The sequence below is a fragment of the Paenibacillus sp. XY044 genome (assembly GCF_002257645.1).
Lineage (GTDB): Bacteria > Bacillota > Bacilli > Paenibacillales > Paenibacillaceae > Paenibacillus_AQ.
Map to the genome: position 1 here is coordinate 152,234 of NZ_NQMO01000007.1, position 21,005 is coordinate 173,238.

Genomic DNA, 21,005 nt, shown 5'->3' on the forward strand with positions numbered 1-21,005 from the left:
CTGCTCCTTTTTTTGTTGACTAAAGTTCCTCGTTAGCTTAATCATTAATTTTCATAACCAGTGAGTGTTCATTGAGATGATTACCGATTGATATTATGCATTATTGCACGGTAAAGAAAATCTGCTAAATCCTCATTACCATATTGATTAAAGTAGTTTTTGAACCGCGAATCGAATTTGTAGGTATTGGCAATGCAAGCCAGTAGCTCTTCATCACAGGTCATGAATTGCATTAGATTTTCTTTCCACTCTTCGATTAATCGCTGCACTTCATCGGAGGAAGGATCCTGATGGATACAAGACGCAATTTGTTTATATATTTCTTCAATATCGGAAAAACGTTTCTCTTTTTCTTCTATTGATAAATTTTCCATCGTTTCATTATACACTTTGTACGCCTCTGTTTCGCCATAAATGAATCTTGCCTCATTGGCATACTGTTCTTTTAATGGCAAAACGGAAGAATGGTTAAAAATGTGCAAATTACTAATATCATTCCCCGCTACGTATTCATCGAGAGCCGTCATGATGTTTTCCAGTCTTTGTTTTCTCAATAATAAAGTTTGTCTCTGCTTCTTTAATATTTGTTTCTGTTCTTGCCTGGTCAGCTTTACAATGTCCGCGATTTCTTTCAAGGAAAAATCCAATTCCTTTAAGAATAAAATGGTTTGAAGTTTTTCCAAACTGCTTCGATTATATAGGCGATACCCTTTTTCCGTTAGATGTGTCGGTTTAAATAAATCGATTCTATCGTAATAATGCAAGGTACGAGCAGTAATGCCTGTTATCTGAACAATATCTTTAACCGCTAATAATGGTTTCTTCATCCCAAAATCCTTTTACTTCGTCTAGTATTTGAGCAGCAGGCGTTATTGTTGCCTCAAAGATCGTTCTTCCTGTCTTTCTTAAGTAATACTGGATTAAATAAAATCCGCAAGCGTAGCCGGCGCTGTAAGGCATATTGACCGGTTTAAAGTTCTGAAGTTCTGCGATCTCGTCACCGTAAAGATACGGGGCAAATTGATCAAACCCCGTTAATTGCAATTGCTCTCGGATCACGGGCTTAATGCGCCTGTTAAGTGTTTCTGCATTTGTTTTCGTTACCCAAGGTCCGAGCCACTCTTCTCCAAACATGAACGTAGCAAAGTTTTCAGCTAATCCTTCACTTACAATGAGCTCTCCCAAATTAACGGTGTGATCCCACTGAATAAATTGATATCGCACATTATGGTTGCATTCGTGCGCCAGCGCAGCCTTCATTCGAGGAATCGTGTACTCATTTGGCAAGATTGTACCCCAGATAAACCCGGGAATACCCCCAAAGCCGCTATATCCTTCGTTTATTGTTAAGGCGCGGTTTTCCGGATTCCCTAGTTGAATGGTAAACAAATATTCAGATACGGGGAGACTGATTTCATGTTCTATAAATAGACGGAGGCTCTTCCTTACAGCGTGCTCACACTCTAACCAAAAAGAATCTGACGAAATCAACTCTACCTCAGGTGAAATCTTCTGGGTAATCTGATCAGGGGATCGATGCATCATACTATTAAATGTAACTACGTCAAAACCATTCGCTTCTTCCGCTCTAAAAGGGATTTGTTGAATTTGCCATTGTTTCATAAAAGGAGCCATCATTTCGTTTCTGAATAATTCAAGTTTATCTTCGGGCGAAGCTTGGGCAACTTTTTTATAAATTTGGTCTGAACGCAATGTTTTTATGTTCATGTCTCTCCACTCCTAATTATGAATTCACACAGAATTATGCACTATGACCTGACGTCATAGTCAAGTACTTTGAATCAAATACATGATGCTCCATCATATACCTCCAAGATTGAGTTCATGTTCAACATACTCTCGTGAGGAGTCCAGAGGCAGGCAAAGGCTATCCTGATCAGGACAAGAGTCAAGAATGATGAAGACCCTGTTGATTATTTTCTTGTTGGTATGTAAGAACCAATTATCTATATGGGGCATATAGTATTGTAGCTCATGAAAGCTCTTTGATGAAATAAGGTGCAGCCCGCTTTCGAAGCGGGCGTTTTCATTAGGAAAAATAGGTGTTATCTTGGTGCTCTTTATTTTGTTGGTAATTATTTTGAAAGCATTTTGTTGGTAACACTAAGACCCCTGCTGGTTACTACCGGCAGGGCATTTTTCTTTAACCCAAAGGTTTAGTTTGTCATCTTGTTCTGGCTTGAAGTTAATAAATGGAACCTCAACAAGAAAAAAATCATACATCAAGTGTGTTGACCCATACCAAACGATGGAATACACATATTGTAATATTAACTTCTGGTAAAGGAGGTACATGTATGAGCGATGGTGTTGTTGGTGGCGTAGGTTACGGCTTGCACAACAATGTTGGTGCTATCCTTGTGCTCTTTATTTTGTTGGTAATTATCTTGTCGACTTTTTGTTGGTAATAAAGAATAAGGAACAAGGAATGACGAAAACCCTGTTGGCTATTAGCTGGCAGGGTTGTTTTTTTGATTCATTCTAATTTATAGTCCGAAAATAAAAAATGAGTGTTTGCCCTTGAGAAGTTTGCCCTTCCCAAATGCTCATTTATCCATAAGATATGATGTACTCTAAACTAAAGGAGGGCATACTCATGAGTGAAGTTGTAGGCGGAGCAGGTTATGGTTATGGTGGTCTTGGTACCAGCACTGCAGCTATTTTAGTCCTATTTATCTTGCTGGTGATCATAACTAAATCTTTCTTTTTCTAAGTGAACATCATTATACCCTGCCAGCTTGTGCTGGCAGGGTATAAATGTTTTTGGATCATTTTGAGTAACCTCTACATATAATAATTTGCCGCCGCGATTACTTGCTCTTCTTCATTTACATCCGTCCGAACTATCCCATCCCGTATCTGTTGGGTGGGATATTTTAATGATCTTGTATCATAAAGATGTAGAGGGTCTCAGTAATCCGCTCATTCGCAGAACTTCTATGGCTCATCCTACAAACGTGGAATGAGCCATTATCTATTTACCGCTTCGCCCATACCCATTCCTGAATAATTCATAAGATACATTGTACGTTAAACTAAGGAGGTAGTATGGGATGAGTGGAGTTGTAGGAGGAGTTGGCGCAGGTTATGGTTATGGTTTGCACAACAATATGGGTGCAATCCTTGTGCTGTTCATTCTGTTGGTCATTATTTTGGCAGCATTTTGTTGGTAAACCAAATATCAGGATTGACGAAAACCCTGCTGGCTGTGGGCCGGCAGGGTCGTTTTGACATTCTTGCTCATACACGCGTTTGCACAAAACTGCCCGTTAGCTTTCTTGTACTTCTTGACTCCCCTGCTTCAACTTCACTGACCCTACTGTAAAAAGTCGTCCTCATCATATCGATTTGTCGCTTAGCCTCGGTTGCAGTTATCATAAAAAAGTCCGCGGTTTCCGCGGACTTATGACGAACCGGGATAAATGATCAATGATTCATATAATGAGCATATAATTGCTCGAAGGTTGTGAAATGTTCGACTTCTCTGCCGACCTTACCATATTCGTCTACATATTCATCCATCATTTCAAGGAACTTCTCCTTCATCACAGGTAAATCACTCGCATCAAAGTACTGCATGAGATCAAATTTCTTGGTTCCTTTCTCCGCAGCCATTTCATCAAGATATTCTTGCGCTCCAAAGGCCGAAAGAAAGGCATAGGAGGCATCGTTCATTTTAACACTGTTCAAGATTTTATTGCGGTAGTTGCACCACAATTCTTCGTAAGTTCCCCTCAGATTATCGAAAGTCGGGGCAGGTTTAACAATGAAGTTATCACACATCATGCGATGTAACCTCGTAACGCTTTTCAACATATTTAAAGATGCAAATCGGATATCTTCGACGGTATGAGCTTCGATGACTGACATGTATAAGGATTCGAGATCACTTGGAACATAACGATACGAGCGTATTTCTTCCAAATATCGCTTGATTCCACGTTTGATGCACGTGTTGTTCATGCTGACCAAGGCATTGACTAGATTGTACAGAACGCCGGCAGATGCATGGCGCACTGAGCCGATATCATCTCTCAGCATCGTATCGCTGTATGCTTGCTTAGCCAGATCGATCCATTTTCTTGCTCGATTAAGACAAGCTTCTCCTATCGGCATCGCAAGAGAATCAAGAGCTTTTTGCCTGAAGTCGTTCAATTTCTCCAAATCCTCAAGCTTTGCATAATAGAGAATTTTGAGCTCGGTTAGGCTTGATACGCCAGGACTCTCCAAGGTGGACTGCGCGTGTATTCTTGTATCCCATGGCGTGCAGTAGATGTCATATCCAACGTCATTTAAGATAAAGCAATCGGATATTCCCCATGCCCTGTCTGTATTATTAATAATAATTAAATCGAGATCGCTCTTCTCGTGAAAGTCCCCGGTGCTAAACGAGCCCGTAAGCCCAATAATTGCGATATCGTCTGGAAAATCTCTTCTTGCGCGTTCGATCACCATGTTGATCAACCGTTCATTTTTGTCCAGCAGCTTCTTCCTTATGATTTCGTTCATTCATTACACCCCTTCGTATGAGCCGGCTGTCCTTCAGCACAACAACCTCAACTTGAGTCTATCCATTTAGAGGTGCGGTTGCTATGTATAAGTTGATTTAATTCATCTTATGCACAAATCCGCTAAACCATCGATATGACGATTTAGCGGATTTCATTAGTTCTTTTTATAAATAATTTTCTTTATGCTTTCGCAGGACAAGAAATACCGATCTGCCAACTCCCTTATGCTGGCTCCATTGCGGAATCGGGATTGAATCTCGGCGTTTCGAGCGGAGACCATACTCTTGCTGCGTGTTTTCTCGCCCCACTTTAAGTGTGCCTCTTTGGGTTTTGGGATATAAACCAATTCGCCTTGAACGTATTCTTGAATGATACGAAGCAATTCTTCCGGGAAAATAGACTCGGCTTTTGAATATTTCACTTGCCTCACTCCTTATTTGATAATCAATAAGGTGCAAAGCCAGTTCGTAGAATATTACGATTCATCGTTGGCAATGTGATTGTTCCTAATCTCTATGCAAAGCATTGCCATATCCTTCACTGACTTTGCATAGAGCCATGCATGTAAGAATCCTACCCCGATTGTTTTCACTGCCTCACCTCCATAGAAAACAGATGCCTGCTATTTGCTATTATACCAGAACTTGTTGTTCAAGGATTTGTAAACCATGTTTTCATGGCAGACACGGTTGCTGCGAGAGAGTTGCTGGTGTCCAAGTTCAGCTACCACCGGATAATCGCCCAACTGTTTGTATGAAGTCGGCTGGATCATTAAGAAATTATTGGTTCGTTCGCCGCTGAAGGGATCGGATGCAGCTTCATTTTATGAATTCACCATAGAAAGATTGGGCATAAGGGTGGACATCTTGAAAATGGATGTCGTAATTTGGAACAGAGATTCTCATCAGAAATAATCGAGGTAGCCGACAAATAAATGCCGGCTACCTCTTGTGCTCGTATATATTCGTCTGGCAGTGCCAAGCCGCGGTGATCAGCCAGACAGTTAACGAACTGGCGTGTAGCGAAGCACCACGACGCCGGAGCCGAACGTTTGGGTCTCGGTCAGCTTCAGATCCAGTCGATCACGAACTCCCCCCAATAATTGGGGGCCACGTCCGGCAACGATTGGCTGTACCAGGAAGTGATACTCATCCACCAAGCCTAGTTGTGCCAGGGTGGAACCGAGACCGGGACCGCCGTTAACGACTAGGTTCTTCCCTTCTGCCGTAAGCTGTGGCACCTCTTCTGAAACAGGCCCTTTCAACAAGAAAGAGTTCTGCCACGACACGTGTTCCAGTGTCCGCGAGAAGACGTACTTGGGTTTCCGATCGAGCTTGCGTGCGAAGTCGACTAAGAATTGAGGTCCGTCGCCGCTGCTGGCAATGGCTGGCCAAGCACTTTCCATCAGCTGGTAGATTTCACGTCCGAAAAGCAGACCATCAGACCGGTCCATCAGGTCCTCCGTATACTCGTGGAGCTCCTCATCCGCAATCACCTGCGTGTGGTCACAGCAACCGTCCAGTGTCACATTCATCATCAGGATTACACGTCCCATATGCAGCCTCCTTTTGTCTACATTTTATCATCCAAAAGCAGGCCCAATTTCTCATGGATTGCTCATGTGCACAGTACGGGCCAGACCGAGTACTTAGTAAAACAGGGGATGGTAAATTTAAACAATTCCGCCCGTTCGTTAAGAAGAAGGCAGCCGACCAAAAAGCCGGCTGCCTTTAGATGGGTTTCATTGAGCTATCGTTTCCGTTTGTTTAATCATGTTTCTAGATAGTAATAAACATTAATATCATCCTCCCTATAGGCATTAATATCATCTCGTCGAAATGTCATTTGAACCGTATCTGGCTGCTCCCCTTTCATCACCGTCATTTCCAAAATAAATTTAGCCTCCAGAGTATCTGAACCTTGGATCGGTAACATTGTGTACGTTCGCGCACAAAAAGTTGTCATGGTATTTTTGATGAAGTGTGCTCATTATTTGAGGAATTAATTCGATTATCAACGCCTGTGCGGTCTAAGCGTGACCTTTGGATGAGTGGATCTTTCATATGTGGAATTATTAATTCAGCTCTTTCAACTTAGCTATATCTTCATCTGTGCGGTTTCCATATATTTTAATTTTAGACAGATGCGTTCTCAATCTTGTTAAACTCAGCAATAGTTAATGAAATATCCGCAGCTCCTAAATTTTCCTGAATTCGATCAAGGGTCCGCATGCCTGGAATAGGCACAATACATTCATCTTTATACAGAAGCCAAGCTAAAGATATTTGTGCAGGTGTCGCTCCTTTTATTGATGAAAATGTATCTAGAAGATCAAGTAATGCTTGGTTGGCAACGATATTTTCTTTATCAAATCGAGTAATTACTCTTCTGACGTCATCCCCAGTATATTCTGTAGACTCACTGTAATTCCCCGAAAGAAATCCACTGGCTAAAGGAGAAAAGGGAACCATTCCAATTCCTAATTCTTTACAAGTCGGTAGGACGCTTTCTTCAACATATCGTTCCATCATCGAATATTCACTTTGAAAGGCTGTAAGCTGTGTAATATTATTTGCTAATCGGATCTCATCTTCACTGACTTGTGACAATCCCCACCCTTTAATCTTACCACTCTCAATTATTTTGCCTTCACCAAATGCCACTTCTTCTACAGGAATTTCAGGATTGATTCGATGCAAATAGAAGAGGTCAATTTATTCTGTATTCAGTCGCTTAAGTGCTCCATCTATAGCTTTTTCTACTTGCTTTTCCACATCTCCATTTTCCCTATAGACTCTAAACTTTGTTGATATCCTTACTTTGTCACGTATTGGATGCAATGCTGCTCCAACCAATTTTTCATTTTAACCTTGTCCATAACTAAATGCCGTATCAAAGAAAGTGCATCCCATCTCACTTTAGATATTTCTCCGTTCATACCATGAATGCCATCCATTTTTCATCATTCTTATTCCTTGAAACGGGTCGATCGTTGAAATATAGCTAATGACGATTCTCCACTAATCTGCCCGATAACGTAATGAAGCTGCCGATCACCGCCGACAGCTTCTTCCTGGTCGTTTATTCAACTATCGTTTCCCGTTAACGCAATGGGGCACTCGTTCTACTCTTATAGTCCAGACGAATTAGCCCCTTTGGTTTTCAGCCAAGTGATCATGGTGTCCCTCCGGGTATCAAGACTGGCTGCTGTATCGAGTGACGTCTGATTCGTGTAATTAGGGGTCCAATTGATGTCAGCTCCTTTGGAGAGTAGCAATTCAGCCACCCGACGTTGTCCTCCATGGCTCGCTTGCCAGAACGCATAGTTTATTTCATCTGGAATTGATGACGAATCAGAACTTAAAAGTTCCTCAACCCGAGACATCAACCCTAGGGCCGCGGCGTGCCAAAGCTTATCGACACGGGCACCCTGCGCGACTAAAAGCCGAGCCACATTCCAACAACCATAACCAACTGCATTGTCCAATAGCGTGCCTTCAGCGATCGAACCACCAAGTACCCCAATGTCCGCTCCAGCATCAATCAAAGCTTCAGCCACGTCAACGTCGTCGCTGCTTGCTGCCCAGTGCAGGGGAGTCTCAGAATGCCATGAACCCGTAATCGGGGCATTGGGGTCGGCACCCGCATCGACTAGCATTTTAACGATCATCGGGCCATTGGGAAAGTAACCTGGCCAGTCAGTGACCGCATGAAGAAAAGTACTTAACTCACCCTTATCATTTACGATCCTGGCTGACGCAAGCATAGGGTTTTCATCGAGGATGCGACGCAGCGCCTCTACATCCCCCACGCGAATCATACGGGTGACCGACACGACAATCGGATCATTGTCTTTCATTGTCTCCATGTTTTCCTCCCCTTCACTCTTTTTTAATATAGTTGCCATCAGAGAATGAACTACTTCCATCATTCTATATTCTTCATCTATCCCCTGCTATGAAAGTTGATTTTTACTTTTTCACAATCCTGCCCTGTTCTTGTCGTCGGGTTTTGACAAAAACTTATATTTTGAAATCAAAAAAAGCCGCAGCTACGCGGCTTTTATGCGTGTATGTTCTTGTCGTCTTACATTCACTGCTGTCGGAGGACAAGAACTTGTACCGTTAAAGGACAGGAGTTGTGTCTTTAGCTGGTTGTTTGGTTCCAAAAAGGGGCCAAATTGATCGATAGAACCTCAATGACTTCTCCAAACATCGTTTCCACTGAGCGATCTTGAGGGTTCCGGCTCCACTGCAAAGCCGATCCGAATATGCCCCAACTGATAACAAGTGCCATGGCTTTCAATTTTTGTTGCGATAAGCCCTGTGTGTCCACTTCATTTATTCGTTTAAGCAGGAATCGATGAAGATCCTGATGCATGGCATTTTCAAACATCGCTTCAAACTGCTTGTCTCCCGGCGTACTACATTGTTGAAACTGCAAAAGAAAATCGAATATGGTTTGAATAAGAATTCGCAAATTGTCCGCATTGCATCTTGTTTCTTCCGACAGCCTATCCCTTATAGACATTTGGAATTTTTCCGTCATCCAATATTTAAGAAAGTCATATTTATCCTGAAAATGCGCATAAAATGTTGTTCGATTTACGACTGCTTGGTTCGTGATATCGTGCACAGAAATGGAATAGACGTTTCTCTTTTTCCCAACCAAATCGTTAAAAGCCTGCACGAACAATTGACGGGTTCTTTTAACACGCGGATCCTCGGGATTTACCGACAGTATATCCCCCTCTTTCTCTAGAACTCAAATAACAGACAATAGGACTAAAATGTCGGGAACACAACAAAAACAGCTTTTTGCAGGTTGTTCGCACGGACTCAATCCTTTTAACTTTTACTTATACGATTATGATTGCACAAGCAAAATCGTATGGCAAGAAACTCTATATCTGATTTGCAAACGAAAGGATGAGCGTAGAAATGATTGTTGTTACAGGGGCGAGTGGAAAATTAGGCCGGAAGGTCGTAGAGGAACTTCTCAAACGTGTTCCTGCTGGGGATATTGGTGTAAGTGTCCGCGATGTGAGCACAGCACAAGATCTAAAAGAACGCGGAGTTCGTGTTCGGCAAGGACATTTCGATGATTCCGAAAGTCTTCTTCACGCATTTGAGGATGCGTCTCAAGTTCTTATGATCTCGTCCCACTCCTTGGGAGAGGTTGCTGTTCGTCAGCATCAAACCGCAATCGAATCGGCCAAGAAAGCTGGCGTTAAACGACTGCTGTACACTAGCCAAATGTTTTCATCTGCAACGTCGCATTTTTCTCCCATGAACGTTCATGCTGCAACAGAAGAAATGCTACAATCTTCAGGAATGGCGTTCACGTCGCTGCGAAACGGCTTTTATGCCGCATCAGCGATCATGTGGATGGGTGATGCCTTGAAAACAGGGGAATTGATTGCTCCGGAAGACGGTCCTGTTGCCTGGACCACGCATTCCGACCTGGCTGAGGCCACAGCGGTAATCCTGACAGAGCAGAGATATGACGGACTAACACCTTACCTTACGGCTTCTGAAGCGATTGACATGGATAGAATCGCAGCGATTGCTTCCAAGGTCTTGGATCGGCCGATTCGGCGAATGGTCGTATCGGATGATGAATATCGGAACCACTTGATATCCCGAGGACTGCCGGAAGCGATGATCGGTATGCTTACGGGGATGTTTCAAGCAAGCCGACAGGGAGATTTCTCGCAAACCAATCCCGCTTTAGAGAACCTGATTGGCAGATCCCCAGTGAATTTTACAGATTTTTTAAAAGACTCGATTTCTCAATAACACTGTTAACATTGACTGTTTTGGAACATCGGATAAGGGGTGTCCACTATGGATGCCCTGATCCGTATTATTTATATGGATGCCTTTAAATATCTTCCTAAGCTATCGTTCCCCGTTAGCTTTGCGACCAACAGACTACAAATTCATTCGATATACCACAGCCTCACCGAGAAAATCTTTTCTGGTCAATCCTTTTTCTCCGAGCCATATCCGATAATTCGTTATCGTACCATCATGTGAAATGATGAATATCTTTTTATGGCTTTCCCCGATCCAATCTAATAGCCGCGTAGCATATCCTTCAAAAATATCTTGTTCGATCCTATTGATCCCTTCTTCCCAGCAATCCAAATTGAAATCAAGAATTTCAGTATTTCCATACAGATTTGTAATTTCAGTTTTAGTAAGGATGTGATCACAAGCTAAAAAAGCAAGCTCGGGGTTCTGAGGAAACATTCTCGGACCAACCAATGGAGAAATTATGAATTCCATGTCATTTTTTATAATAATTGCTGTCTCAATTGTACGTTTAGTTGGACTTACAAGAACTAAATCATCAGGATCCATTTTAATTTCATTTCGTATCTGCGTTACTTGAAATTTACCGTACTCTGTAAGACCAGGATGCAGAGTATTCAACCGATTTGGATAATCGTTGAGATGCTCTCCATGACCGTGCCGAATGAAAATGAATTCCATTATTCGCCCTCCATCAAATCCGATATTAGGTATTCTATGAACGCGGCTATTAAGCGTGTAAGATCTTATCGTCTTACAAATATAAAAAAAAGGCAACCACCCCAGGTCGCCTTATTAATACATAAGTAAATCCTGATGCCTACGTTGAACAAGGAAAAGATGTTTAGCCGAGATTTTTTAGTGCCTGTATACTTACGTCGTCCAGCTTGGTCGCTTCTTCTTCGCTCAGTTCTATGTCAATGGAATGCAGATTCTCAAAGAAATGCTTCTCGTTCTGCGTGCCCACGATCGCCGAAGTCAGACCCTTCCGGCGTAGCAGCCAACTAATTGCGATTTGCGAGAGAGTGGCATCCTTGGCTGCGGCTATTTCCTCCAAGAGACGGATTAGGTCCACAGTTTTCAGCAGATTTTCTGATTGGAATAAAGGCCTCTCCTTGCGAAAATCCGTAACTTCTTTGCCTTTGTGGAAAATCCCGGTCAAAATCCCCTTAGCAAGGGAGTTGTAGCTCATGATGCTGATATCGTTTTCCAAACAATAACCAAGCAATTCGTCTTCGATACTGCGCTGGAGCATATGATACTCAGGCTGAATCGCGTCAACCCGTCCATATTGCATGGCCTCCTTCAGCTGAGCTAGAGAGAAATTGGATACACCGATTGCGCGAATAACGCCTTCTTCTTTCAACTTGCTCAGCTCACCCATAGATTCCTCGATCGGGATTTCGTTACTGGGCGTATGGATGTAATACAAGTCGATATAGTCCGTATTCAGCCGGAACATGCTTTGCCACAGGGCCGTACGGATATCTTTGGGCCGTAGGTGATGAGCGCTAACCTTCGTTGCGATTACGCATTGTTTTCTTACATTGACTAGGGCTTTTCCTACAATAAACTCTGAGCGTCCTGCCCCATAGAGCTCAGCGGTATCGAACGAAGTTACACCGTTATCAAAAGCCTGGCGGAGAAGCCGGATATTGTCCTCTTCGGGCCTCAGCTCCCAGCGAGTCAATCCGCCTGAGAAGGCGTTGCCTCCTCCCAGTTCCATTGCGCCGTACGTAATGCGGGACACTTCCATGTCTGTTCTGCCGAGTTTTGCGTACTTCATTAGACTTCCACTCCTTTCTCGAATCGATATGTACGGAAAAAAAACGATATGCGTTGAATCGGAAAATGACTATTTACGATTCTATATTTTCATATTCGCGAATCGATTAAGCTATCCTGCCTGTTAGCTTAAGTATCCCGATTTTGTAGTCACGTTTTAAGCGCCAACCTCGTAATTGTTGATCCGAATCAGTTACGCCTAACCACACATGTTCTTATCTTTCTCGGCTAACGATATATGTTCTTTTCATCGGGTTTTGACAAGAACTTATATCTTTAAAACAAAAAAAGCCGCTGCCACGCGCGGCTAATAAGCGTTTATATGTTCTTGTCGCTTTACATCCCAGCTAACTCCTCTCATGACGGATCGCTACAAATCCATCCATGAGAGGCTTGAGTTATGCTGTAATCGTCATTTCCAACCTGTACTTAAAAGCGAAAACGGCATTACTGAATCATCACCTAGATAGTTCAACAACCTTGGTGGCAACGTTGTTCACAAATTCGCTGTCATGCTCTACAAACAGAAGCGTCGGCGTGTATTCGAGCAGCAGCTCTTCAATTTGCATGCGGGAGATGACATCAACGAAATTAAGCGGCTCGTCCCAAATATATAAATGGGCTCTTTCGCTGAGGCTTCTAGCGATCAATACCTTCTTCTTTTGACCGCCGCTGTAGGTCGAGATATCCTTTTCAAATTGCAGTCTCGAGAAATCAAGCTTTCGCAATATCGACTTAAACAGGCTTTCATCAATCCCGCGGCTTTTCGCATATTCGGACAAATCCCCTCGAAGGTGGGACGTATCCTGGGCTACGTATGATATTTTTAGCTGGGCGTCCTTATGGAACCCTCCACTGTATGGGATACCCTCGCCGCAGACCAGCTTCAAAATACTGGACTTGCCTGAACCGTTTGCACCAGATAGCGCAATCCGCTCCCCTTGTTCAATCTCGAAAGTCACGCCTTCACATACCGTATTCGACCCGTATGAAACCGATATGCGGTCCAGCTCGGCGATGCGCTTTTTGTAAAATGGTAGCGGAGAAATTTGGAGACTCTCCGCGTTCTCGATATTCTTGAGGAGCTTACTTTTCTCCTCAATGGCAGAGAGTTGCCGCTGCTCGATTGCTTTCGAGCGTTTCATCATTTTGGCTGCCTTATGACCGATATACCCCTTGTCCACTTTGGAGCCGGAATTTCTCGTTCCGTTTTTGGTACTTTCCACTTCATGCGACCAGCCGCTCGTCCGCTTGGCGGAATCCGATAAGCGTTGAACGTCCCGTTTCAGCTTTTCGTTCTGAGCCAGCTCGAATTGGTCCTGCCTCTGCTTGTTCTCCCACCATGTCGAGAAATTCCCCTTCTGGATTTCGATATTGGTTTTGTTGATGGACAAAATATGATCGACGCAGCGATCCAGAAAGGCCCGGTCGTGGGAGACCAAAATAAACCCGTTCTTTCGGTCGAGGTAATCGGCGACCAGCTTTCTCGCGTGCATATCGAGATGATTCGTCGGCTCGTCAATCAGTAAGAAACGGTTTTCCTTGATGAATAAGGCTGCCAGCAGCACCTTCGTCTGCTCTCCGTTCGACAAAGTATTAAACGGGCGGTACAGCACATCCTCCGATACCTTCAACCAGTTAAGCTCCCGAATCAGCTTCCAGTGAAGATAGTCCGGATAGACCTCGCCGATTACATCTATGGTAAGGTATTCCTTATGTTGTACCTCGAACGGGAAATAATCGAATTCGACGTTCGCGGATATGGTCCCGCTGTATTCGAGCTGCCCCTGCATCAGGTGGAGAAACGTCGTTTTCCCTCTTCCATTCCTGCCCGTAAATCCTAATTTCCAATCGGTATCGATCTGAAAATGGACGTTCTCAAAAATGTTGTCGTAACTACCCTCATAGGCAAACGTCAGGTTCGAAACATAAATCTGTGACATCAAATCGACCTCCAGCTAAGTGTTGGCGGGAAAAATAAACCTATCCCGCCCGTTACACGGAAGCCAAGAAAAAACGCCGAAAAAACACCAGTCCAACCAGTGCTTCTCGGCGCTCACGTAACCCGACCATACAATAAATAAACCGAGCGTCATCCATTCAAAAATCGCTTGGCAGATGTATATATGGGGGATAAAGCTCCGGTAACTGATTGTTTATTCGGTGAACCATGCCAAAAAAACGGGGATATGACAGGTTCACTTGAACATCCACAACCTCTAATTCCGACATCGCTTTATCCCTCCCCTCGAGATCTCATGAATATGAACACAACTTAGCATATCCGTTCACCGGGGTCAAGAATCCGTTTCCCTAGAAAGCAAACTGTTTCATAAAACACAATCATTGAACCGCCTAAGCGGAAGCATCAATCCAAATTCAATGTTACGATTAACGGTAGATGGTCTGAGGCTGCTGGTATCTTGTTAATGACTTCAACGGAAGTAACATCTATATTCCGACTAGTGAAAATGTAATCAATCTGCAAGACGGGATGTGACGATGGAAACGTATTGCAAGGTGTTTTTGCCGCCATATGACAATCCTGAACAATTCCCGCTATGGTGCTCCATGCTTTACCCCCCCGTTTCATATTCCAATCTCCCGCGATGACAACAGGCGAACGATCCTCCTTAATTTTGCCCGCAATAAATTCAATTTGTTTATTACGTCTGCGTGGATTCAGACTGAGATGGGTGACATACATTTTGAGTGGCTTATCATTAATGAGTACATCAGCTTCCAATAAAGATCGGCCTTCGATCATACCGGATTTCATAGGATGGTTTTTCTCCGACACAATGGGATAACGAGACAAAAGGACATTTCCGTACTGTCTAATCATGGTACGATTCTTTTTCTTGATGTTGATCGCCGCACCAAAAGCCGCATTCATCTTTAATCGTCCGGCTAACCATGATACTTGATCCAAGTAATGGCTTCTTTTGGAAAAATGTCTGTCGACTTCATTCAGAGCGATAAGGTCAGGTTCACTTTCTTCTATCGCTTCGGCTATTCTGTTCAGGTTTAATTTTCCATCCGTCCCTTTCCCATGATGAATATTGAAAGTAACAACCTTTATCTGCAATTCAATCCCCTGTCTTTCTCTTTTGAAATGAATCTGCCACATCAATAATACAACGATGCTTATTGCGGTATCGCTGCCGATATCACTTCATGCGATAACGCAATGCTCAATTCCATGGGCATTACACTTACATTTTGAACGTAGCTATGGCCAAAATCGTGGATGATTCCCTTGTTATTCTTGACAACATATTCAATCATCAGACATTTACGTATTGTCAAACATATGAATTACAGAGGTACGACTGATAGATTCGTGGCATCCGGAATTACTGTTTTTCAGTACATCCAAAATCCAATGACTTGGAAACCATCCTCTCTTGACCCATTAAAAATGGTATCTCGATACAGACTCTTCATGAACTGCTAATCCGTATTATGGTTCAATGATTTGTCTGCCCACATTCACATCGTCTACCTTCCATTTGTTATCAACAAATTTATAGAATACATAACGATCAACGAGCTCGAGATTGATAGGACCACTTTCAAAGTAAGCAGATTGGTGCATTCTCGCCGCTGTCGTGCTGCTGTAGGTAATATCGGCCATTTTTGTTAGTATAGCGTTATTTTTAATGCCATTACTGTAAATGATCTTGTTTATATATGAGTCAGTGAAATAAGGGCTGAAGTATGTTCGAATTTGCGAAAAGCTTGAGAGATCGGTGGCTTCATTTATCTTTGCATTAAGTACATTTATTCTCTCCTGACTCATTCTCCAAGACTTGAGCGGCTCTGTATGGATAAAGACCTGTTGCAAACCGATCGTAATGGTTGCTTTTCGTTCTAGTTCGGACCATAGCGCTGTACCGCCAAAGGCTTCAGCAAAAGCACGTGCAGGAACATAGGTTGTTCCCTTATCCATTCTTGCTGGCACATCAAGGCTGAGAGCAGCGTTATTTAATAAAGCAGTACGAGAATTAACAAGCAGCAATAGCTCTTGTTTGCCACGAATAACCGTAATGCTTTTTTTTGCCTGGTTCCAAGTCACTTCTGAATTGAATCTCTCTGAAACAGCACGTAGTGGAATAAGCAATCGTCCATTTTCAATTTTTCCATTGTCAACCGTATTCGAAAAATTATTGGCGAAGCTTATCGCGGGATTACCGCTTAGTAAGGTACACACTAAAGAAAGTGTTAATGCGATTTTTGTTTTTTTCATAGATGATTACTCCCACGGTTCTATTATACTTTGGACCCTAGCTCAATTCTGTAGTCAAAACTTATTTGCGATACCTCTTTTCAGTTAGGTAAACGCAATCCTAATGGATAATGTTGCAGATTTATTATAATATACCAACTGTATCAATTGTTCTTTTGGTGTAATTGGTGTAATTGGTGTAATTGGTGTAATTGGTGTAATTGGTGTAAACAGGTTTGATTCGCGAGCTCCTGACATCATGAGAACCTCCTCCTGATTTCAATTCATTTTCCGATACAATAATGCAAAAACGTCCCGGCACCGATACTCCTTCGGTACAGGGACGTTTTTATTAGTTAATCGCCACTTGGCTTGTTACTTGCCCAGATTTGCGCTCCACACCTCAATAAGTGCGTTAACGCTCCGATTGAGCGTGGTTTTTGCTTGATCAGAAACCTCTTCCTGCTTCTTCTCTTTATTCAGCTGCTTCAGCAAATTCTCCAGATGTTTGATCCCCTGCTTCCAGTCCGACTTATTCTTGCTGACCGCATCGGCTGCATGCTCAAGCTCCTTATCCAGCAGCTTCGAGGTCTTCTCGTCTAACTGTCCGGCTGAGCCAAACCATTCCAGCAGCTTACCGATAGCAGGAGCGTTAATGGGGGCAGGGAGAACCGTGAAATTGTCGTAGCTCGTTTCATTCATAAACGTCCGCATGCCGACCTTACCGTGTGTGAATGGATTGCCGCTGCGGTCCGTATAGTCGATAAGCGGCTTACTCATATCATCGACATACACTTGGATGCGCGCACCTTGCGCAACGACTTTTACATGCTTCCATTCGCCTGTTTTCACTTCAAGCGGCGCCCCTGTCAAATAGGTCCAGCTGTAATTCAGCTTGCCGAGATGAACGCCCTGTTTGTTCAGATACGCGACATATCCCTGCACGAAATCCGCATTGTTCTGATTCAGCTCCTTGCCGTGAGCCGGGTTGCTCGCCCGAAACAGAATGCCTCCGTCACCGGTATCGCTAATCAGCTTGATATCAGACTCCACGCTGTAATCCGACCAATTGGCATCTCCGATCAAGGTTTTCCCGAAGCTGCCGACCGCTGCTTGATATTCGCCGGTATGAGCAACCTTCGGTTCGACCGGATTCTGATGAATGCGTATTCCTTGGAAGTCGAATTCGCCTTTCACGGTTTCGATCTTCAAGGTATGTGCGCCCGCCGGGAGATAGATGCCTTGCTTCGTTGTTGTCGCCCAGTTCTCCCAGGTGACGGAATTCGGAATATCGACTTCACCGGTTAGATCGGTTGCGTCGTCGAGCCATAGCCGGACCTTCGCACCGTCCATCGAGGTAGCGGTCACGAAATCGACGTTGTACACGCCGGCCTTGGCAATATCTACGTTGTAGGCCAACCATTCGCCGGTAGCGTTCCACCCCACATTGTAGCTGCCGCCCGCATTCCGGCGGATGTCGACCGCATCATTCCGGTATTCCGTACCGATATTAGCGGGAGTCAGATCATGGTATCCCGTACCTTCGCCGCCTGCCTTATAATCAACTGCCTGGATGAATCCGGGCAGCACATGCGGCTTATCGAACTGGCTGAGCGACAGTCTCGTCATGTCAAACTCGCCTTTGACAATTTCCACCTTCAGTTCATGATCACCGGCCGGCAGCCTAATACCAGATTTCGTCACCGACTTCCACTTATTCCAGTCGCCGGAAGAAGGAACGCCCAGTACGCCTGTCAAATCAGTTGTGTCATCCAACCATAGCCGGACTTGTGCATCCGTGGACGTCGTAGCCGCCCACAAGTCGAGATCGTACAGTCCCTCTTGCGCAACGTTTATGTTGTACTTCAGCCATTCGCCTGTTTGATTCCAGCCCACGATTTGATCACCGGATGCAGCGGATCGAATGTCGACGCTATCGGTGCGGTATTTGCCCCCAATGTTCGCAGGCGTCAAATCATGGTAGCCTACACCTTCACCGCCGGGCTTGTAATGCTCGGCTTCGATGACGCCGGGTACCGGTATCGGCTGATCCGTCCTCGTCATCGCTATACTTGCAAAATCAAATTCTCCGCGGACCGTCTCGGCTTTCAACGTATGCTTGCCTGCCGGCAGGGTAACACCGGATTTGCGCACCACATTCCAGATGTTCCAGTCACCGGTCTTCGGAATGTCTACGATACCTGTTAGATCCGTCGTATCATCCAGCCATAGCCGGATCTGACCACCATCCATCGTAGTAGCCACTTTAAACTCTGCGTTATAGGTTCCCGCTTCCGCTACGTCAATGTTAAACTTCAGCCATTCGCCCGTCTGGTTCCAGCCGACGTTGTAACCGCCGCTGACCGGATTGGAGCGGATGTCGACCGAATCTCCCCGGTACTCGCCGCCGATGTTTTGGAGTGTATTATCATGATAACCGACACCTTCGCCACCGGAGATATAGTGGACTGTGCCAATCGTACCCGGTATCGGATGATACGCGTCGTAAGCTTGCTCCTCCTCGGCAATGTCGCTCTTCACGCTCCAGAAGCCTTCATACCGATTCCAGCCGTCATCTTGGCCATCATCGAAGTTATCATAGAGAACCGGAACGTCCACGTGTCGGTGGAACGACAGCTTGTCTAGCGAGGCTGTGCCCGTTACGGCAGTCAGCTTCAAGATATGCTTACCTGCCGGCAATTCTACTCCATTCAGCTGTGCGGTTAGCCATTCTGCATCAGCAGCGTCAGTGTCACCTGTCAGTTCAAACTCGCCCAGCGGCTGTCCACCATCCAGGGTGAGCTGCACTTTGCTGCCCAGTGCTGCATCTGCATAAGAGAGATCGATATCGTATTTGCCTGTTTCCGCGATGTTCAGCCGGTATTGCAGCCATTCGCCTTTTTCGAAAGCGGTAATATGTGAGGTACTGTCATCTGCTTTGCCCGTATCCACGCCATCTCCGCGGTAATCGCCGATTGTACCCGGCGTCTGTTCGTGATACCCGACCCCTTCGCCGCCTGACAGATAATGAACTGCCTCGACTTGACCCGGCACCGGTTTCGCGGCATCAAAATCGCTGCTTCCGTTTACGTCGTTGCTGAAAGCGACATAACCGAAATTAGCCTTCGCGTTCTCTGTGACGTAACCGATACTGCCGCCGCCAAGCTTCACGTTGCGCGTCTGCTTCAGCATGCCGTCGACGTAGATTTTGAACGTGTCCCCTGCTTTCTCAACCCGGATATTATGCAGTTTTGTATAATCGTACCCTTCCGGAAGCGTGCTCTCCTCCCATCCCTGATCGGCGCCGTTCACCCGGAACTGTGTCTTCAGAGAATTGCTCGCCGGATCTAACAGCGCTGTGCCGAAATCGTTATCCCCCTTGTAGGAGAATACGGCCCCGAGCCGCTGGCCTTCGGTATTGCTGGACTCAGCCAGCTGCAGGTTAAATTCTGCCGTATAGCTGCTTCCGGCCGCAGCAGTGGTCAACAATCTGCTTGTACCGGCAGCTTGCTGACGCAGAAGTCCGGAATCGATGCTCAAGCCGACACCGTCCGCATTCGTCCATGCCGTGCTGAGTTCCGTACCATTGAACCGGTCCTCGAAATCCGGCATCTCCGGATCCGGCTGGTCGGTTGCCGTCGGTCCGAGCACTGACATTTTATCCCCGTTGAACACGATCCGGTCCATCCCCATATGGCGAAGAGGTCCGACAATGCCCTTTCCTTCGAGATTGTGGTAAATAATATAGCGCGAATCCAAGTTCGGGCCAACGACGACCGTATTATGGCCAAGACCGACTGTCGGACCTTCCGTACTGATCAGAATCGGGTTATCGGTATCTCGCACGAATCCCGTGAGCGGGTTTGTGCTGACAGCGTAGTCGACCCGATAGCCTTTGCTGAATACATGGTTGCCGGTATACGTCATATAGTATTTGCCGTCTCGCTTGAACAAGGTAGATCCTTCCGTCCAACCGTTCATGCTTGCACCTGTTTTGACGCTGGTGCCGATCGTCGTCGGCGTAGGCATTTCAGCCGCGAGAATGCCCTCTCCGTTCGCATGATAGAAATACCACTTGCCATCATCGTCAATGAAGACGTTGCCATCGATCGAATGGCCCAAATTTCCCGTCTGCACCGTGAACGGACCGGTCGGGCTCTCACTGCGCAGCACGTAATGACCATTGCCGGCAGGAGAGGTATACATGTAGAAATATCCGTTCCAATAAACGACTTCAGGAGCGTAGGCTCCCTTCGTAACCGGGTCGGTTGCGGCCAATCCTCCATAGCTCCAGTGGACAAGGTCTGGCGAGCTCCACACTTTGACTCCGATATCGGTATCTCTCGTGCTCACATATAAATAATATGTACCGTTAAACTTCAACACGTAAGGGTCGCCAAGTCCATATTGTCCCCATTCATCCGGCAGTGTTGTCGGATTCTTATAGGCGAATGCCGCCTGAGGGGCAATCAAGAGCAGCACACACAGCACGACCGCAATACTTCTTTTTAAGTTCAAACTTATCACCTCATCGATTATATTAAAACGCTTTCATAGATGAATGATCGTATAGATTTTCACCTGCCACCGATATCTCATCACCTCAATTCATACAATATATTTGTAATATATCGCGAGTATATC

Annotated in this window: 19 protein-coding genes; 4 read left to right on the top strand and 15 right to left on the bottom strand. The window is 44.9% G+C overall.

The features are described from left to right. Nucleotides 1-80 precede the first annotated feature (80 nt). A complete protein-coding gene (locus CJP46_RS25140; protein ID WP_094598389.1) occupies nucleotides 81-827 on the bottom strand; it encodes a MerR family transcriptional regulator in 747 nt (248 codons plus the stop codon). Continuing rightward, nucleotides 802-1,728, bottom strand: coding sequence for a DUF2268 domain-containing putative Zn-dependent protease (locus tag CJP46_RS25145; RefSeq protein WP_094598390.1), 927 nt, complete (start codon nucleotides 1,726-1,728; stop codon nucleotides 802-804). The genes CJP46_RS25140 and CJP46_RS25145 overlap by 26 nt, the downstream gene beginning before the upstream one ends. Before the next feature lie 590 nt (nucleotides 1,729-2,318). Here CJP46_RS25145 and CJP46_RS36880 point away from each other — a divergent pair. From CJP46_RS36880 to CJP46_RS36885, 3 genes are all read left to right on the top strand, one after another. Next, nucleotides 2,319-2,429, top strand: coding sequence for a YjcZ family sporulation protein (locus tag CJP46_RS36880; RefSeq protein WP_218831054.1), 111 nt, complete (start codon nucleotides 2,319-2,321; stop codon nucleotides 2,427-2,429). A 188-nt stretch (nucleotides 2,430-2,617) separates the two neighbouring features. Continuing rightward, entirely contained in the window at nucleotides 2,618-2,734 is a 117-nt protein-coding gene (locus CJP46_RS36280) for a sporulation protein YjcZ (protein ID WP_143813029.1), read from the top strand. A 340-nt stretch (nucleotides 2,735-3,074) separates the two neighbouring features. Then, complete coding sequence (locus tag CJP46_RS36885; RefSeq protein ID WP_218831055.1) at nucleotides 3,075-3,194, top strand: YjcZ family sporulation protein; 120 nt, start codon at nucleotides 3,075-3,077, stop codon at nucleotides 3,192-3,194. Nucleotides 3,195-3,447: 253 nt separating this feature from the next. On the opposite strand, the gene CJP46_RS25150 is transcribed toward CJP46_RS36885, so the two are convergent. The 6 genes from CJP46_RS25150 to CJP46_RS25175 form a co-directional block, all read right to left on the bottom strand. Then, the gene (locus tag CJP46_RS25150) at nucleotides 3,448-4,530 is read right to left on the bottom strand and encodes a nucleotidyltransferase domain-containing protein (protein WP_094598391.1); all 1,083 of its coding nucleotides are present in this window, start codon (nucleotides 4,528-4,530) and stop codon (nucleotides 3,448-3,450) included. 156 nt (nucleotides 4,531-4,686) lie between these two features. After that, entirely contained in the window at nucleotides 4,687-4,953 is a 267-nt protein-coding gene (locus tag CJP46_RS25155; protein WP_094598392.1) for a CD3324 family protein, read from the bottom strand. A 582-nt stretch (nucleotides 4,954-5,535) separates the two neighbouring features. Next, nucleotides 5,536-6,087 carry a dihydrofolate reductase family protein gene (locus CJP46_RS25160; protein WP_094598393.1) on the bottom strand — a complete coding sequence of 184 codons (552 nt, stop codon included), beginning with the start codon at nucleotides 6,085-6,087 and terminating at the stop codon, nucleotides 5,536-5,538. Nucleotides 6,088-6,667: 580 nt separating this feature from the next. Continuing rightward, on the bottom strand, nucleotides 6,668-7,231 hold the full coding sequence (locus CJP46_RS25165; RefSeq protein WP_179281323.1) for an aldo/keto reductase: 564 nt from the start codon (nucleotides 7,229-7,231) through the stop codon (nucleotides 6,668-6,670). Between the two features lie 431 nt (nucleotides 7,232-7,662). After that, entirely contained in the window at nucleotides 7,663-8,463 is an 801-nt protein-coding gene (locus tag CJP46_RS25170; protein ID WP_256992518.1) for an ankyrin repeat domain-containing protein, read from the bottom strand. A gap of 215 nt (nucleotides 8,464-8,678) precedes the next feature. Further along, the gene (locus tag CJP46_RS25175) at nucleotides 8,679-9,221 is read right to left on the bottom strand and encodes a TetR/AcrR family transcriptional regulator (RefSeq protein ID WP_256992540.1); all 543 of its coding nucleotides are present in this window, start codon (nucleotides 9,219-9,221) and stop codon (nucleotides 8,679-8,681) included. Nucleotides 9,222-9,472: 251 nt separating this feature from the next. Here CJP46_RS25175 and CJP46_RS25180 point away from each other — a divergent pair, with 251 nt between their 5' ends. Beyond that, a complete protein-coding gene (locus CJP46_RS25180; protein WP_094598396.1) occupies nucleotides 9,473-10,330 on the top strand; it encodes an SDR family oxidoreductase in 858 nt (285 codons plus the stop codon). 135 nt (nucleotides 10,331-10,465) lie between these two features. Here CJP46_RS25180 and CJP46_RS25185 read toward each other — a convergent pair whose 3' ends face one another. The 7 genes from CJP46_RS25185 to CJP46_RS25210 all read right to left on the bottom strand — a co-directional run bounded on the left by CJP46_RS25185 (nucleotide 10,466) and on the right by CJP46_RS25210 (nucleotide 20,888). Beyond that, nucleotides 10,466-11,029 (bottom strand): phosphoglycerate mutase family protein, encoded by a 564-nt coding sequence (locus CJP46_RS25185; RefSeq protein ID WP_094598397.1) that lies wholly within the window; start codon nucleotides 11,027-11,029, stop codon nucleotides 10,466-10,468. A gap of 163 nt (nucleotides 11,030-11,192) precedes the next feature. Next, nucleotides 11,193-12,134: an aldo/keto reductase gene (locus CJP46_RS25190; protein ID WP_094598398.1), complete on the bottom strand. Its 942-nt coding sequence runs from the start codon at nucleotides 12,132-12,134 to the stop codon at nucleotides 11,193-11,195. Nucleotides 12,135-12,591: 457 nt separating this feature from the next. Next, nucleotides 12,592-14,076: an Lsa family ABC-F type ribosomal protection protein gene (locus CJP46_RS25195; protein ID WP_094598399.1), complete on the bottom strand. Its 1,485-nt coding sequence runs from the start codon at nucleotides 14,074-14,076 to the stop codon at nucleotides 12,592-12,594. A 425-nt stretch (nucleotides 14,077-14,501) separates the two neighbouring features. Further along, nucleotides 14,502-15,221 carry an endonuclease/exonuclease/phosphatase family protein gene (locus CJP46_RS25200; protein ID WP_094598400.1) on the bottom strand — a complete coding sequence of 240 codons (720 nt, stop codon included), beginning with the start codon at nucleotides 15,219-15,221 and terminating at the stop codon, nucleotides 14,502-14,504. 375 nt (nucleotides 15,222-15,596) lie between these two features. Beyond that, the gene (locus CJP46_RS25205) at nucleotides 15,597-16,382 is read right to left on the bottom strand and encodes a copper amine oxidase N-terminal domain-containing protein (RefSeq protein WP_094598401.1); all 786 of its coding nucleotides are present in this window, start codon (nucleotides 16,380-16,382) and stop codon (nucleotides 15,597-15,599) included. Between the two features lie 84 nt (nucleotides 16,383-16,466). Continuing rightward, nucleotides 16,467-16,622 carry a hypothetical protein gene (locus CJP46_RS36685; protein ID WP_179281324.1) on the bottom strand — a complete coding sequence of 52 codons (156 nt, stop codon included), beginning with the start codon at nucleotides 16,620-16,622 and terminating at the stop codon, nucleotides 16,467-16,469. Between the two features lie 114 nt (nucleotides 16,623-16,736). Continuing rightward, a complete protein-coding gene (locus CJP46_RS25210) occupies nucleotides 16,737-20,888 on the bottom strand; it encodes a carbohydrate-binding protein (protein WP_256992519.1) in 4,152 nt (1,383 codons plus the stop codon). Between the last annotated feature and the right edge of the window lie 117 nt (nucleotides 20,889-21,005).

Excerpts from the sequence above, each read along its gene's own strand:
- CJP46_RS25140 (WP_094598389.1), bottom strand. The coding sequence starts at position 827 with ATGAAGAAACCATTATTAGCGGTTAAAGATATTGTTCAGATAACAGGC.
- CJP46_RS25145 (WP_094598390.1), bottom strand. The coding sequence starts at position 1,728 with ATGAACATAAAAACATTGCGTTCAGACCAAATTTATAAAAAAGTTGCC.
- CJP46_RS36880 (WP_218831054.1), top strand. The coding sequence starts at position 2,319 with ATGAGCGATGGTGTTGTTGGTGGCGTAGGTTACGGCTTGCACAACAAT.
- CJP46_RS36280 (WP_143813029.1), top strand. The coding sequence starts at position 2,618 with ATGAGTGAAGTTGTAGGCGGAGCAGGTTATGGTTATGGTGGTCTTGGT.
- CJP46_RS36885 (WP_218831055.1), top strand. The coding sequence starts at position 3,075 with ATGAGTGGAGTTGTAGGAGGAGTTGGCGCAGGTTATGGTTATGGTTTG.
- CJP46_RS25150 (WP_094598391.1), bottom strand. The coding sequence starts at position 4,530 with ATGAACGAAATCATAAGGAAGAAGCTGCTGGACAAAAATGAACGGTTG.
- CJP46_RS25160 (WP_094598393.1), bottom strand. The coding sequence starts at position 6,087 with ATGGGACGTGTAATCCTGATGATGAATGTGACACTGGACGGTTGCTGT.
- CJP46_RS25170 (WP_256992518.1), bottom strand. The coding sequence starts at position 8,463 with ATGATGGAAGTAGTTCATTCTCTGATGGCAACTATATTAAAAAAGAGT.
- CJP46_RS25180 (WP_094598396.1), top strand. The coding sequence starts at position 9,473 with ATGATTGTTGTTACAGGGGCGAGTGGAAAATTAGGCCGGAAGGTCGTA.
- CJP46_RS25185 (WP_094598397.1), bottom strand. The coding sequence starts at position 11,029 with ATGGAATTCATTTTCATTCGGCACGGTCATGGAGAGCATCTCAACGAT.
- CJP46_RS25190 (WP_094598398.1), bottom strand. The coding sequence starts at position 12,134 with ATGAAGTACGCAAAACTCGGCAGAACAGACATGGAAGTGTCCCGCATT.
- CJP46_RS25195 (WP_094598399.1), bottom strand. The coding sequence starts at position 14,076 with ATGTCACAGATTTATGTTTCGAACCTGACGTTTGCCTATGAGGGTAGT.
- CJP46_RS25205 (WP_094598401.1), bottom strand. The coding sequence starts at position 16,382 with ATGAAAAAAACAAAAATCGCATTAACACTTTCTTTAGTGTGTACCTTA.
- CJP46_RS36685 (WP_179281324.1), bottom strand. The coding sequence starts at position 16,622 with ATGATGTCAGGAGCTCGCGAATCAAACCTGTTTACACCAATTACACCA.